This is a genomic window from Pseudomonas sp. SJZ131 (genome assembly GCF_007828705.1).
Lineage (GTDB): Bacteria > Pseudomonadota > Gammaproteobacteria > Pseudomonadales > Pseudomonadaceae > Aquipseudomonas > Aquipseudomonas prosekii.
Window position 1 is genome coordinate 1 of record NZ_VIVC01000003.1, and the last position, 12,782, is coordinate 12,782.

Below are 12,782 nucleotides of genomic sequence, written 5' to 3' on the forward strand. Positions count from 1 at the left end.
CTTCAACAACTTCAACCACTTGCGCTTTCGATCTCTCGTTAGCGGGAGGCGAATTCTACAGCGTTACTCGCTGCTGTCAACCCCTCTTTTTCAACTCCCTTTCGCACTTCGATGAACTGAAGCAACTCACTGCCGAAACCTGCGTAACTCATTGTTTACCAAGGAGTTTTCCGTTTCGACTGCGCCGGAATTGGGGCGAATTATAGACTTCCAGAATCTGCCGTCAAGCGCTGATTTCAGGTTTATTCGGATTTGAGCGTAATACGCGCAAATGCCTTCTTCCCGGCCTGACAAACATGGGTCGCGCCAAGTACGTATATAAAGGTGCGATCGACAACCTCACCATCTATACGCACACCGCCGGAATTGAGGAGATCACGCGCCACTGCCGAGTTCTTCACCAGGCCTGCCTTATTAAGGACGGCCGCGATCGGCATATCTTCTGCAGCAGTCAGCTCGATTTCCGGCAGATCGTCCGGCAGTTCGCCTTCTTTCATACGGTTACCCGCAGCGCGGTGAGCATTGGCCGCAGCCTCCTCACCATGGAAACGTGCAACGATCTCTTCAGCCAACTTGATCTTGATGTCCCGCGGATTCGCACCGGCCTCGACGTCAGCGCGGAACGCATTGATCTCATCCATGGAACGGAAGCTGAGCAATTCGAAGTAGCGCCACATCAGCGCGTCCGGAATCGAAACCAGCTTGCTGTACATAACGCCTGGCGCTTCCTGGATACCGACGTAGTTGCCCAACGATTTGGACATCTTCTTCACGCCATCCAGACCTTCAAGCAACGGCATGGTCAGAATGCACTGTGGCTCCTGACCATAACCACGCTGCAGCTCACGCCCCATCAGCAGGTTGAACTTCTGGTCGGTACCGCCCAACTCGACATCCGCGCGCAAAGCAACCGAGTCATAACCCTGAACCAGCGGATAGAGGAACTCGTGAATGGCGATCGGTTGATTGGTGGTGTAGCGCTTGTCGAAATCATCGCGCTCGAGCATGCGAGCCACGGTGTATTGCGAAGTCAGGCGAATGAAGTCAGCCGGCCCCATCTGATCCATCCAGGTGGAGTTGAAAGCCACTTCGGTTTTCGCCGGATCGAGAATCTTGAACACTTGAGTCTTGTAGGTCTCGGCATTCTCAAGTACCTGCTCACGCGTCAACGGAGGACGGGTGGCGCTCTTGCCGCTCGGATCACCGATCATGCCGGTGAAGTCACCTATAAGGAAGATGACCTGATGGCCCAGCTCCTGGAACTGACGCAGCTTATTAATAAGCACCGTGTGCCCGAGGTGCAAATCCGGCGCCGTCGGATCGAAGCCAGCCTTGATACGCAGCGGCTGGCCGCGCTTGAGCTTCTCGATCAGCTCGGACTCGACCAACAGTTCTTCTGCACCACGTTTGATCAGCGCTAGCTGCTCTTCAACCGACTTCATAACAGACCCGCAAGGCTCGAATTCAAAGGGAACCAACCATACAAGATCACGGGTCAAATACAAAGTTTGGCCGGCGCAATGACGCCAATCCGCCGGCAGAGTGTCCGCGGACTTGCTTCAGGGATGATTTGGTTATATTTTATACAGTTATTTCATCTTCATCATGTCATTCATCTTTTCCAATTCATCTTTTCAAAGTCAAAAATTACCTATGACCACAAAACCGTCTAAAGCGCCGCCGCTTTACCCGAAGACCCACCTGCTCGCCGCAAGTGGTATCGCCGCCCTTCTTAGCCTGGCTCTCCTGGTATTCCCTTCCAGTGATGTTGAAGCCAAAAAGACAACGCTCAGTCTTGAACTGGAAAGTCCTGCTGAACAACTGACACAAGACCAAGACGCCGCTGAAGCCGTTCAAGCCACAAATGAGCCGGAAGCTTCGCCATTCGCGCAGATCGAAGAAAGCGCCGAAGACCCTACCGCCACGGCTCAAGCAGCCCCCGCGCCAGTGGTCGAGCCGCCGAAAGCGCCCAACCACAAAGAAGTGATTGTCGGCAAAGGTGACACCCTTTCCACGCTGTTCGAAAAAGTCGGCCTGCCAGCCGCTTTCGTCCATGAAGTATTGGCCAGCGACAAGCAGGCCAAGCAGTTCAGCCAGCTCAAGCGCGGCCAGAAACTCGAATTCGAACTGAGCCCGGAAGGCCAGTTGACCAGCCTGCACAGCAAGGTCAGCGACCTCGAAACCATCACCCTGTCGAAGAATGACAAGGGTTATGCGTTCAACCGCATCACTGCCAAACCGACCGTGCGCTCTGCTTATGTCCATGGCGTGATCAACAGTTCGCTGTCGCAATCCGCTGCACGCGCCGGCCTGTCGCACAGCCTGACCATGGACATGGCCAGCGTGTTTGGTTACGACGTCGACTTCGCTCAGGATATTCGCCAGGGTGACGAGTTCGACGTGATCTACGAACAGAAAGTCGTCAACGGCAAGGCCGTCGGCAATGGCCCGATCCTCTCCGCGCGCTTCACCAACCGCGGCAAGACCTACACCGCCGTGCGTTACACCAACAAACAAGGCAACAGCGCGTACTACACCGCTGACGGCAACAGCATGCGCAAGGCGTTCATCCGCACGCCGGTAGACTTCGCGCGCATCAGCTCGAAGTTCTCCATGGGCCGCAAACATCCGATCCTGAACAAGATCCGCGCGCACAAAGGCGTCGATTACGCAGCGCCGCGCGGTACGCCGATCAAGGCAACCGGTGATGGCAAAGTGTTGTTGGCGGGCCGTCGCGGCGGTTATGGCAACACCATCATCATTCAGCACGGCAACACCTACCGCACGCTGTACGGTCACATGCAAGGCTTCGCGAAAAACGTGAAGACTGGCGGCTCCGTCAAGCAGGGTCAGGTGATTGGTTATATCGGCACCACTGGCCTGTCGACCGGCCCGCACTTGCACTACGAGTTCCAGGTCAATGGCGTCCACGTCGACCCTCTCGGCCAGAAACTGCCGATGGCTGATCCGATTGCCAAAGGCGAGCGCTCACGTTTCCTCGCGCAAAGTCAGCCATTGATGGCGCGGATGGACCAAGAGAAGGCCACCATGCTGGCCTCGAGCAAACGCTAAGCCATGGCGCTCTATATAGGTGTGATGTCCGGGACCAGCCTCGATGGTCTGGACATTGCGCTGATCGAGCAGACCTCGGCGATCAAGCTGATCGCTACGCACTACATCCCCATGCCTGACACCCTGCGCGCCGAGCTGCTTGGCTTGTGCGCCAGCGGCCCGGACGAGATTGCCCGCTCCGCCATCGCCCAGCAGAACTGGGTGACACTGGCAGCGCAAGGCATTCACGCCCTCCTCGACCAACAACACCTCAAACCTGCAGATATTCGCGCGATTGGCAGCCACGGCCAGACCATTCGCCACGAACCGGCGCGCGGTTTTACCGTGCAAATCGGTAATCCCGCGTTGCTCACCGAGCTGACCGGCATTACCGTTGTCAGTGATTTCCGCAGCCGCGACGTCGCCGCCGGCGGTCAAGGCGCGCCGCTGGTGCCAGCCTTCCACGAAGCGTTGTTTGAACAGCAGCCGGGCAATCGTGCGGTGTTGAACGTGGGCGGTTTCAGTAATCTGAGCCTGATCGAACCGGGCAAAGCGGTCGCCGGTTTTGACTGCGGTCCGGGTAATGTCTTGCTCGATGCCTGGATTCACCAGCAACGCGGCGACAACTTTGATCGCGACGGTCAGTGGGCGGCCAGCGGCAAGGTTGAGCCGACATTGCTGAGCGAACTGTTGAGCGATCCCTTCTTCGTGACCAAAGGCCCGAAAAGCACTGGCCGCGAAGTGTTCAACCTGGCGTGGCTGATGCAGCACCTGTCGCACTTGCCGACCTTCGCTGCTGAAGACGTGCAGGCAACGCTGCTCGAACTGACCGCCCTGACGATCATCGAGTCACTGCAAAGCGCTCAATCAAACACCCGAGAATTGCTGGTCTGCGGTGGCGGCGCGCACAACGCTGCGCTGATGGCGCGTTTGGCGAGCCTGTTGCCGAACGCCAAGGTCAGCAGCACTGCCGCGTATGGCGTTGATCCGGACTGGGTCGAGGCCATGGCGTTCGCGTGGCTGGCGCATTGCTGCCTCGAAGGCATCGCCGCCAACCGCCCGAGCGTCACCGGCGCGCGCGGCTTGCGCGTCCTCGGCGCGATCTATCCCGCGTAGCTCTTCATAAAGGATCCTGTTCATAAAGGATCCTGGTCATAAAGAATCCTGGCCAGCGCAAATCCCGGACAGCAAAACGCCGCAGAGCTTTCAAGCCATGCGGCGTTTTTTATTGCGGTGACGCGGATCAGATCGAGAACGACGAACCGCAACCACAGGTGGTGCTGGCGTTCGGATTCTTGATCACGAACCGCGAACCTTCCAGACCTTCCTGGTAATCCACCTCGGCACCTGCCAGGTATTGGAAGCTCATCGGGTCAACGACCAGACTGACACCTTCGCGCTCGACGATGGTGTCGTCATCGGCCACTTCTTCATCGAAGGTGAAGCCGTACTGAAAACCTGAACAACCACCGCCCGTAACAAATACGCGCAGCTTCAAGCGATCATTCCCCTCTTCATCGACCAGGCTCTTCACCTTGTGCGCGGCACCGTGGGTGAATTGCAAAGCCGTGGGGGTGAAGGATTCGACGCTCATGTTAACTGTCTCCCGGCGTTACGCCGCCATAATGCGTGATGACGCGCATTATCCGCTTCTCCTAGAAAATTGGTCAACTATTGTTACGGTATATCAATCGATCCAATTGTCAGACCAAAATGCAAGAAGGCCCGATTCACGGGCCTTCTTGTGTAGCGCGATAAAGCCTTAAGGCAACATGCCCGCATGGGACAGACCAAAACGCTCATCGAGGCCGAACAGGATGTTCATGTTCTGCACCGCTTGGCCCGACGCGCCTTTGACCAGGTTATCGATCACCGACAACACCACCACCAGGTCGCCATCCTGCGGACGGTGCACGGCGATCCGGCAAACATTCGCGCCGCGTACGCTGCGGGTTTCCGGGTGACTGCCGGCCGGCATGACATCGACGAACGGTTCGTTGGCATAACGCTTTTCAAACAGCGCCTGCAGATCCACCGAACGATCAACCACAGTGGCGTAGAGCGTCGAGTGGATGCCGCGAATCATCGGCGTCAGGTGCGGAACGAACGTCAGACCAACGTCCTTGCCCGAAGCGCGCCGCAGACCTTGGCGAATTTCCGGCAAGTGACGGTGACCTTTCACCGCATAGGCTTTCATGCTTTCCGACGTCTCGGAGTACAACGAACCTACAGCAGCACCACGACCGGCACCGCTGACGCCGGATTTGCAGTCAGCGATCAGGCGCGAAGTGTCGGCCAGACCTGCTTCAAGCAACGGCAGGAAACCCAATTGCGTGGCGGTCGGGTAGCAACCCGGCACGGCAATCAGGCGCGCTTGCTTGATCTGCTCGCGATTGACTTCCGGCAGACCGTAAACCGCCTCTTCCAGCAATTGCGGCGCACCGTGCGGTTGGCCGTACCACTTGGCCCACTCATCGGCGTCATCCAGACGAAAGTCCGCCGACAGGTCGATGACTTTGGTACCCGCCGCCAGCAATTCACCGGCCAAGGCGTGCGCCACACCGTGCGGCGTGGCGAAGAACACTACATCGCAAGCGCCCAGGGTTTTGGTGTCCGGAACGCTGAACGCCAGGCCGTCGTAATGACCGCGCAGGTTCGGGTACAGATCAGCCACGGCCAGACCGGCCTCGGATCGGGAAGTGATGACCACCACTTCTGCTTGCGGATGCTGCGCCAACAGACGCAGCAGTTCGACACCGGTGTAACCCGTGCCGCCGACGATACCGACCTTGACCATAAACCTGCCCTCAACGAACCACTGGAAAGCCGTCGATAATAGGGGCCGCGCGGCCCTGCGACAACCGTCAAGGTGACGCGCGGCGGCACAAGCCTCTACTATTCCCGCTTACCGTGAACCTGGGAATAACTAAAAAATGCTCTATCTATGGATCAAAGCGCTGCACATCATCAGCATGGTCTGCTGGTTTGCCGGCCTGTTTTACCTGCCGCGCCTGTTCGTCTACCACGCGCAAAGTGAAGACACCGTCAGCAAGGAACGCTTCAGCCTCATGGAGCGCAAGTTGTACCGCGGCATCATGGGCCCGGCGATGATCGCCACGCTGATCTTCGGCGGCGCACTCATCTACCTCAACCCGAGTATCTTCAGTAGCGGCGCGTGGATTCACGCCAAGTTGACCCTGGTGGTCCTGCTTATCGGCTACCACCACATGTGCGGCGCGCAGGTAAAACGTTTTGCCCGTGGCGAAAACACCCGCAGCCATGTCTTTTATCGCTGGTTCAATGAAGTGCCGGTTCTGATATTGCTGGCTATCGTAATTTTGGTCGTGGTCAAGCCGTTCTAACTCAATCAGCCGCAATTAACCGGGGTACTTCCAATGTCGCTGCCCGCTCTGCTCGAACAACGTTTGCGTTTGCCCGTGGTGGTCGCGCCGATGTTCCTGATTTCCAATCCGCAGTTGGTGCTGGCCTGCTGCCGCAATGGCGTGGTCGGCAGCTTCCCCGCGCTTAACCAGCGCGAAAGCAGTGGCTTCAAGGCCTGGCTGGAAGAGATCGAAGCCGGGTTGGCGACCTTGGAAAACCCGGCGCCTTACGCCGTGAACCTGATCGTCCACAACAGTAATCCGCGCCTGCAAGCGGATCTGCAGATCTGTATCGAACACAAAGTGCCGATCGTCATCACCAGTCTCGGCGCCGTCAAAGAGCTGGTGGACGCGGTGCACAGTTATGGCGGCCTGGTGTTTCACGACGTAACGACGCGTCGTCATGCCGAGAAAGCTGCCGAGGCCGGCGTCGATGGGCTGATCGCCGTGGCTGCCGGGGCCGGAGGTCACGCCGGGACCTGGAGCCCGTTCTCGTTGATTGCCGAAATTCGTCAGTTCTTCGACAAAACGTTGCTGCTGGCCGGCTGTCTGAACCATGGCCACGAAGTGCTGGCGGCACAATTGCTCGGCGCGGATTTGGCCTACTTCGGAACGCGATTTATCGGCACCACCGAAAGTCATGCGCCTGACGCCTACAAGCAGATGTTGCTGACATCCAAAGCGGCAGACATCGTCCATACTCCTGCGGTGTCGGGGGTTCCGGCGAGTTTCATGCGCCAGAGCCTGGAGGCGGCCGGTTTTGACATGGCCGCGCTGCAAGGCAAGGGTGAAGTGAATTTCGGTTCCAAATTGAAACCGTTGAGCGACGAAGCCAAAGCCTGGAAGACCGTGTGGTCAGCCGGCCAGGGTGTTGGTGACATCCGTGATTTGCCGAGCGTCGACGAATTGGTCGCACGCCTCGACGCGGAGTATCGCCAGGCGCTGGAACGCGCTGCTCAGCTGCCGCAACGCTGGCCGCGTTGACGCTAAAACTTGGCCAGCCACCTGCGGCTGGCCGTACACTGCTCGACCGCCACACCCCACTTTCCAAAATTGCGCGACAAGGATGCCCCGGACATGAGCGAAAACCGTTACAAGATCGTCTTTGACGGCACTCTGCTGCCGGGCGTTGACCTCAGCACAGCCAAACTCAACCTCGCCGACCTGTTCAAGAGTGAAGTTGCGGCCATCGAACGACTGTTCACTGGGCGCACGGTTGCGCTCAAACGCGACTTGTCACAACTCGACGCACAAACTTACCTGCAGGCACTGAGAAAAACCGGGATCGACGCGCGCATCGAAGCCGAACCGGCAATCGAGCTGAACCTGGCCGATGTTCCCGACCATGCGACGGTCAGTCTGCACAAGGCGCCGACCGATCCGCAATCCCCGTACGCGCCACCACAGTCCACCGTCGGTGAGGCCGTGCCGGCATTCGCCACACTCCGCCCCTTCAGCTTTACCGGACGCATCGGCCGTGTACGTTTCCTCGCATGGACGATGGCGCTGACCCTGGTAACGCTGGGCATCGGTACGGTTCTGGCGATTTTCGGCATCGCGCTGATTGGCGCGGACTCGACTGCCGGGCTGATTCTCGGTGGGCTGCTGCTGTTTATCCTGCTGCTGGTGCTGGCGGTTATCAGCATTCAGTTCAGCGTCCAGCGCTTGCATGACATTGGCTGGTCGGGCTGGTTGTGGCTGATCAACCTCGTGCCGTTCGTAGGCAGTTTTTTCCCGTTTGTGATCATGGTGGTTCCGGGCAATACCACGGCTAATCAGTACGGCCCACCGCCGCCGCCGAACAGCACAGCGGTCAAGGTTCTGGCCTGGTTGTGGCTGGCATTTATCGCGCTGATCTTCGTAGGCGCACTGGCCGGCGGCATCACGGCGCTGCAGCAAGAGTATGAAACGGCTGCCGAAACCAGCTACGACAGCAGCACGGTGATTACCGACGACGTCGAAGTCGAGTCTGCCGACGAGGCTGAAGAGGCACCCAATTCGGCCGACGACGCAGCGGATGCAGCCGAAGAAGCCCAGCCCCCTGTAGACTCTGCGCAAGAATGAACAGCGCTCCCCGCCCGTGACACCTGCGTCGCGGGCGCGGAGCTGTTGCGATGGAGAACTGCATGACCCGTTACGCTCTGATCACTGGTGCTTCCAGCGGCATCGGCCTGGCGATGGCCGAAGCGCTGGCACGGCGCGGCCGCAGCCTGATTCTGGTGGCCCGACAACGTGATCAGCTGGAAAGTATTGCGATTGAACTGACTCAGCGATTTGGCGTGGAAGTGTTGTTCCGCGCCTGCGACCTCGGCGAACCGTTAAGGCTCTCCGGGTTTTTGCTGGAACTGGAAGAAGGTGATCGGCAGATTGATCTGCTGGTCAACTGCGCCGGCATCGGCACCTGCGGACCGTTTCTGGCGCAGGACTGGATGACAGAGCAAGACCTGATCGAAGTCAACATCCTTGCGCTCACGCGCCTGTGCCACGCGATTGGCAACAGCATGGCGTTGCAGGGCGGCGGGCAGATTTTGAATGTGGCCTCGGTGGCCGCGTTCCAACCCGGCCCGTGGATGAGCACCTACTACGCGAGCAAGGCTTACGTGCTGCATTTTTCCGAAGGCTTGCGCGTCGAGCTGAAGAAATGCGCGGTCAAGGTTTCGGTGCTGTGCCCAGGCCCGACGCGTACGGCGTTTTTCCGCACGGCGCAACTGGACACGGCCAAGGTCAACACCAGCCGAGCGCTGATGAGCCCGGAAGAAGTGGCCCTGTATACCGTTCGCGCACTGGAAAAAAACCGCGCGATCATTATTCCGGGCCGGCGTAATCGCTGGATCACCCGCCTGCCGCGCTTCGGCTCACGGTGGCTGACCCGGACCATCGCCGGCATGGTCAACAAGGCTTATTGCCCGCGCTGAATGCCCAACAGGTAAAAGGCTGGGCTCCGGTCTACCCCATGGTTACACTCGGGCCAGCCCAAACAACGGAGAAAACAGCTGTGGATACTCTGTTCACCAAGATCATCAACCGGGAAATCCCGGCCAAGATCATCTACGAGGACGACCAGGTTCTGGCCTTCCACGACATCGCCCCACAGGCCCCGGTGCATTTTCTGGTGATCCCGAAAAAACCGGTGCGCACCCTCAATGACCTGACCGAAGACGACAAGGCGTTGGCTGGGCACATCCTGTTCACCGCCCAACGCCTGGCGCTGGAACTGGGCTGCGAGGAAGGTTTCCGCGTGGTCATGAATTGCAATGAACTTGGTGGGCAGACGGTCTATCACATTCATATGCACGTGCTGGGACAGCGCCAGATGACCTGGCCGCCGGGCTGATTCACCGCCCCGCCCTATGTAGGAGCGAGGCTTGCCCGCGAAGAACGATCACGCGGTCTACCAAAATGACCGCGTGAGGCCATTCGCGTGCAAGCCTCGCTCCTACAGGTTCGTGGTGATTCCCACAAATGACCCAGCGCAATCCTTACCCGGCCGATTCAGTTAAACTGGCCGCCGAGATTCCACCGGAGGTCAGCATGACTACCCAGCGTCACTACTCGCCAATTGATCGTCTTCTGCTGCAAGCCGATGCCGCGATGCGCACTTTGCTGCCCTTCAGTGGCCAGCCCTATCGCCCTTCGCCCGCCATCGTCCAGCCCGAAGTGCAAATGAGCGACGAAGACACCCGGCACGTTGCCGGCCTGATGCGCATCAACCATACCGGCGAAGTTTGCGCCCAGGCGCTGTATCAGGGCCAGGCCCTGACCGCCAAGCTGCCCCAAGTGCGCGCCGCCATGGAACATGCCGCTGAAGAAGAAATCGATCATCTGGTGTGGTGCGAACAACGCATTCACCAGTTGGGCAGCCACACCAGCATTCTCAATCCACTGTTTTATGGCATGTCGTTCGGCATCGGCGCAGTTGCCGGTCTGATCAGCGACAAAGTCAGCCTTGGATTTGTCGCGGCGACCGAGCATCAAGTGTGCAAGCACTTGAATGAACATCTGGAGCAACTGCCGGCCGAGGATGAAAAGTCCCGGGCGATCCTCGAGCAGATGCGCATCGATGAAGAACACCACGCGGAAAGCGCGTTGGATGCCGGTGGTTTTCGCTTCCCGGCGCCGGTGAAGTTCGGGATGAGCTTGTTGGCCAAAGTGATGACCAAGAGCACTTACCGGATCTGACCGCCAGCCTTGCTCCCACAAGAGCGCTGCATCAGCCACAAGTGTGCGAAACCCATAAAAAAGGCGACTGCCGTGAGGTAGTCGCCTTTTTTATGCTCGAAAATCCATGGTCGTTGAATGTCGATTCAACCCAGCTCGATGATCTCGTAGTCGTGCGTAATGGCCACGCCAGCGGCGCCGAGCATGATCGAGGCCGAGCAATATTTTTCGGCGGAGAGTTCGATTGCACGTTTGACCTGGGCTTCTTTCAAGCCTCGGCCCTTGACCACGAAATGCATGTGAATCTTGGTGAACACCTTCGGGTCTTCGCTCGCGCGCTCGGCTTCGAGGAAAGCTTCGCAGCTCTCGACCGCCTGACGGGATTTCTTGAGAATGCTGACCACATCGAAATTGCTGCAACCGCCGACACCCAGCAGGAGCATTTCCATCGGGCGTACACCCAAATTGCGGCCGCCGGCGTCGGGCGGGCCATCCATGACTACCACGTGACCGCTGCCGGATTCGCCGAGGAACATGGCTTCGCCAGCCCATTGGATGCGTGCCTTCATCGCCAAGACTCCACTGTATAAAAAAGGGTCCCCAGCTTAGCACAGGGCCCCGCCCACACAGCGCTCGCGCGTCCTCGGACCGATGTGCCGAGCTTGTAGGCAAATTCTCGAATCATGAGCGAATGTGTCTGTTAAGCTGGCGCCAATTCACTGGCGCATAGCCAGCTACCAAGCGAATGCAAAAATCGCAGGCTTCACCCGCTCCTACAAAAACACTAAAACACCGTGCAGTCTTTTCGGGATACAACCATGGTTGCTATTACCCCCACACCCAAAATCAAGAACCTCGACAAACTGTTGATGCATTGCCAGCGCCGTCGTTACGCGGCCAAGAGCAACATCATCTGCGCTGGCGACCGCTCTGAAAGCCTGTTCTTCATCATCAAGGGCTCGGTCACCATCCTGATCGAGGACGACGACGGGCGCGAGATGATCATCTCGTACCTGAACGCCGGGGACTTTTTCGGTGAGTTGGGTTTGTTCGAACAGGCAGGCCTGGAACAGCAACGCAGCGCCTGGGTGCGCGCCAAGGTTGAATGCGAAGTTGCGGAAATCAGCTACGCCAAGTTTCGCGAACTGTCCCTGATAGATCCGGACATTCTTTACGTCCTCAGCGGACAAATCGCACAACGCCTGCGCAACACCACGCGCAAGGTCGGCGACCTCGCGTTCTTCGATGTCACCGGACGTGTCGCCCGTTGCCTGCTTGAATTGTGCAAGCAACCGGACGCCATGACTCACCCGGACGGCATGCAGATCAAAGTCACGCGTCAGGAAATCGGGCGGATCGTCGGGTGTTCACGCGAGATGGTCGGTCGCGTGCTCAAGGATCTTGAGGAACGCAACCTGGTGGATGTCAAAGGCAAGACCATGGTGGTCTTCGGTACGCGTTAAGCGCCGAACATCTGCGCCAGCGACTGGCGATACAACGCGTCGAGACGCTCCAGCGCATCCGGCGCGGCGAATTTCTCATGCAGGGCAATGTGGCTTTCGGCGCGCACTCGCTGCTCGAGGCCACAGGCTTGGTTGAAGCGATTGACCGCCGCCGCCATCGAATCCCGCTCGTTATCCAGCAACAAAGCCCCGTGCACCAACCCGACCGGCCGCGTGCCGCCCTTGCTCTGGCGCCAGCGCTGAGCGGTGCCGACCATTTTGCGCGCATCCAGATTGACGTTAAATCGGCCATCGCAGAATGCGCCTTCGATTTCGCCCAGCGACGCAACGCCGCCCAATTCATCGAGCAACTGACAAATCGGATCGCAGAGTCGGCGGTAAGCGGTTTCGATACGATTCTGGTCGCCTTCGCTGCGCGGCGCTGCGTAGACCAGGGCGATGTTGACGGTGGCGGCCGATTGCGGAACGGGTTCACCACCGGTTTCGCGCAGCAGCACTGGCCAACCCGCGGCGGCGGAGACTTCGCAGGCGGATTCGAACAGCGGCAAACGGCTCAAGCGCCGCGGCATGACCAGTGCGCGGTCGCTGGGTTGCCAGAACAGCAGGCCGAATTCTGCGGCACCGGTGCAGACATGGGCGAGCAGATCCTGTTCGGCTTGCAGGCCGGCTTCGATGGTCAGCGAGGTCATCAGGGTCATAAGGTATTCCGTCGGACGTTAAGTCTATGGTG

The 12,782-nt window shown here is 58.7% G+C and carries 14 protein-coding genes; 9 read left to right on the forward strand and 5 right to left on the reverse strand.

Annotated elements, in window-relative coordinates:
* Nucleotides 1-242: 242 nt before the first annotated feature.
* Nucleotides 243-1,442 (reverse strand): tyrosine--tRNA ligase, encoded by a 1,200-nt coding sequence (tyrS, locus tag FBY12_RS14185; protein ID WP_054044107.1) that lies wholly within the window; start codon nucleotides 1,440-1,442, stop codon nucleotides 243-245.
* Between the two features lie 211 nt (nucleotides 1,443-1,653).
* Between tyrS and FBY12_RS14190 the strand changes: the two genes are divergently transcribed.
* On the forward strand, nucleotides 1,654-3,072 hold the full coding sequence (locus FBY12_RS14190; RefSeq protein WP_092277379.1) for a peptidoglycan DD-metalloendopeptidase family protein: 1,419 nt from the start codon (nucleotides 1,654-1,656) through the stop codon (nucleotides 3,070-3,072).
* Between the two features lie 3 nt (nucleotides 3,073-3,075).
* Nucleotides 3,076-4,167, forward strand: a complete 1,092-nt coding sequence (locus FBY12_RS14195; RefSeq protein ID WP_145253329.1) for an anhydro-N-acetylmuramic acid kinase — start codon at nucleotides 3,076-3,078, stop codon at nucleotides 4,165-4,167.
* Nucleotides 4,168-4,294: 127 nt separating this feature from the next.
* On the opposite strand, the gene erpA is transcribed toward FBY12_RS14195, so the two are convergent.
* Together erpA and argC are read right to left on the reverse strand one after the other, a co-directional pair.
* Nucleotides 4,295-4,645 carry an iron-sulfur cluster insertion protein ErpA gene (erpA, locus tag FBY12_RS14200; RefSeq protein WP_007947969.1) on the reverse strand — a complete coding sequence of 117 codons (351 nt, stop codon included), beginning with the start codon at nucleotides 4,643-4,645 and terminating at the stop codon, nucleotides 4,295-4,297.
* A 168-nt stretch (nucleotides 4,646-4,813) separates the two neighbouring features.
* On the reverse strand, nucleotides 4,814-5,848 hold the full coding sequence (gene argC / locus FBY12_RS14205) for an N-acetyl-gamma-glutamyl-phosphate reductase (protein WP_121732512.1): 1,035 nt from the start codon (nucleotides 5,846-5,848) through the stop codon (nucleotides 4,814-4,816).
* 136 nt (nucleotides 5,849-5,984) lie between these two features.
* On the opposite strand from argC, the gene hemJ reads away from it, so the two are divergent.
* The 6 genes from hemJ to coq7 all read left to right on the forward strand — a co-directional run bounded on the left by hemJ (nucleotide 5,985) and on the right by coq7 (nucleotide 10,610).
* Complete coding sequence (gene hemJ, locus FBY12_RS14210) at nucleotides 5,985-6,413, forward strand: protoporphyrinogen oxidase HemJ (protein WP_101208602.1); 429 nt, start codon at nucleotides 5,985-5,987, stop codon at nucleotides 6,411-6,413.
* 33 nt (nucleotides 6,414-6,446) lie between these two features.
* Nucleotides 6,447-7,415, forward strand: coding sequence for a nitronate monooxygenase family protein (locus tag FBY12_RS14215; RefSeq protein ID WP_145253331.1), 969 nt, complete (start codon nucleotides 6,447-6,449; stop codon nucleotides 7,413-7,415).
* A 93-nt stretch (nucleotides 7,416-7,508) separates the two neighbouring features.
* On the forward strand, nucleotides 7,509-8,495 hold the full coding sequence (locus tag FBY12_RS14220) for a DUF805 domain-containing protein (RefSeq protein WP_145253333.1): 987 nt from the start codon (nucleotides 7,509-7,511) through the stop codon (nucleotides 8,493-8,495).
* Nucleotides 8,496-8,557: 62 nt separating this feature from the next.
* Nucleotides 8,558-9,346 carry an SDR family oxidoreductase gene (locus FBY12_RS14225; protein WP_121732509.1) on the forward strand — a complete coding sequence of 263 codons (789 nt, stop codon included), beginning with the start codon at nucleotides 8,558-8,560 and terminating at the stop codon, nucleotides 9,344-9,346.
* A gap of 80 nt (nucleotides 9,347-9,426) precedes the next feature.
* Entirely contained in the window at nucleotides 9,427-9,765 is a 339-nt protein-coding gene (locus FBY12_RS14230) for a histidine triad nucleotide-binding protein (RefSeq protein WP_092277358.1), read from the forward strand.
* 197 nt (nucleotides 9,766-9,962) lie between these two features.
* Complete coding sequence (coq7, locus tag FBY12_RS14240; protein ID WP_092281630.1) at nucleotides 9,963-10,610, forward strand: 2-polyprenyl-3-methyl-6-methoxy-1,4-benzoquinone monooxygenase; 648 nt, start codon at nucleotides 9,963-9,965, stop codon at nucleotides 10,608-10,610.
* A 125-nt stretch (nucleotides 10,611-10,735) separates the two neighbouring features.
* Here coq7 and FBY12_RS14245 read toward each other — a convergent pair whose 3' ends face one another.
* Nucleotides 10,736-11,158, reverse strand: a complete 423-nt coding sequence (locus FBY12_RS14245) for an OsmC family protein (protein ID WP_092277352.1) — start codon at nucleotides 11,156-11,158, stop codon at nucleotides 10,736-10,738.
* 249 nt (nucleotides 11,159-11,407) lie between these two features.
* Here FBY12_RS14245 and crp point away from each other — a divergent pair, with 249 nt between their 5' ends.
* Nucleotides 11,408-12,052, forward strand: coding sequence for a cAMP-activated global transcriptional regulator CRP (crp, locus tag FBY12_RS14250; RefSeq protein ID WP_092277349.1), 645 nt, complete (start codon nucleotides 11,408-11,410; stop codon nucleotides 12,050-12,052).
* Here crp and FBY12_RS14255 read toward each other — a convergent pair.
* Nucleotides 12,049-12,750 (reverse strand): lipoate--protein ligase family protein, encoded by a 702-nt coding sequence (locus tag FBY12_RS14255; protein ID WP_145253335.1) that lies wholly within the window; start codon nucleotides 12,748-12,750, stop codon nucleotides 12,049-12,051. The genes crp and FBY12_RS14255 overlap by 4 nt on opposite strands.
* Between the last annotated feature and the right edge of the window lie 32 nt (nucleotides 12,751-12,782).

What these genes read in the sequence shown, in the direction of transcription:
- tyrS (WP_054044107.1), bottom strand. Translation starts at nt 1,442, where the DNA reads ATGAAGTCGGTTGAAGAGCAGCTAGCGCTGATCAAACGTGGTGCAGAA.
- FBY12_RS14190 (WP_092277379.1), top strand. Translation starts at nt 1,654, where the DNA reads ATGACCACAAAACCGTCTAAAGCGCCGCCGCTTTACCCGAAGACCCAC.
- FBY12_RS14195 (WP_145253329.1), top strand. Translation starts at nt 3,076, where the DNA reads ATGGCGCTCTATATAGGTGTGATGTCCGGGACCAGCCTCGATGGTCTG.
- erpA (WP_007947969.1), bottom strand. Translation starts at nt 4,645, where the DNA reads ATGAGCGTCGAATCCTTCACCCCCACGGCTTTGCAATTCACCCACGGT.
- argC (WP_121732512.1), bottom strand. Translation starts at nt 5,848, where the DNA reads ATGGTCAAGGTCGGTATCGTCGGCGGCACGGGTTACACCGGTGTCGAA.
- hemJ (WP_101208602.1), top strand. Translation starts at nt 5,985, where the DNA reads ATGCTCTATCTATGGATCAAAGCGCTGCACATCATCAGCATGGTCTGC.
- FBY12_RS14215 (WP_145253331.1), top strand. Translation starts at nt 6,447, where the DNA reads ATGTCGCTGCCCGCTCTGCTCGAACAACGTTTGCGTTTGCCCGTGGTG.
- FBY12_RS14220 (WP_145253333.1), top strand. Translation starts at nt 7,509, where the DNA reads ATGAGCGAAAACCGTTACAAGATCGTCTTTGACGGCACTCTGCTGCCG.
- FBY12_RS14225 (WP_121732509.1), top strand. Translation starts at nt 8,558, where the DNA reads ATGACCCGTTACGCTCTGATCACTGGTGCTTCCAGCGGCATCGGCCTG.
- coq7 (WP_092281630.1), top strand. Translation starts at nt 9,963, where the DNA reads ATGACTACCCAGCGTCACTACTCGCCAATTGATCGTCTTCTGCTGCAA.
- FBY12_RS14245 (WP_092277352.1), bottom strand. Translation starts at nt 11,158, where the DNA reads ATGAAGGCACGCATCCAATGGGCTGGCGAAGCCATGTTCCTCGGCGAA.
- crp (WP_092277349.1), top strand. Translation starts at nt 11,408, where the DNA reads ATGGTTGCTATTACCCCCACACCCAAAATCAAGAACCTCGACAAACTG.
- FBY12_RS14255 (WP_145253335.1), bottom strand. Translation starts at nt 12,750, where the DNA reads ATGACCCTGATGACCTCGCTGACCATCGAAGCCGGCCTGCAAGCCGAA.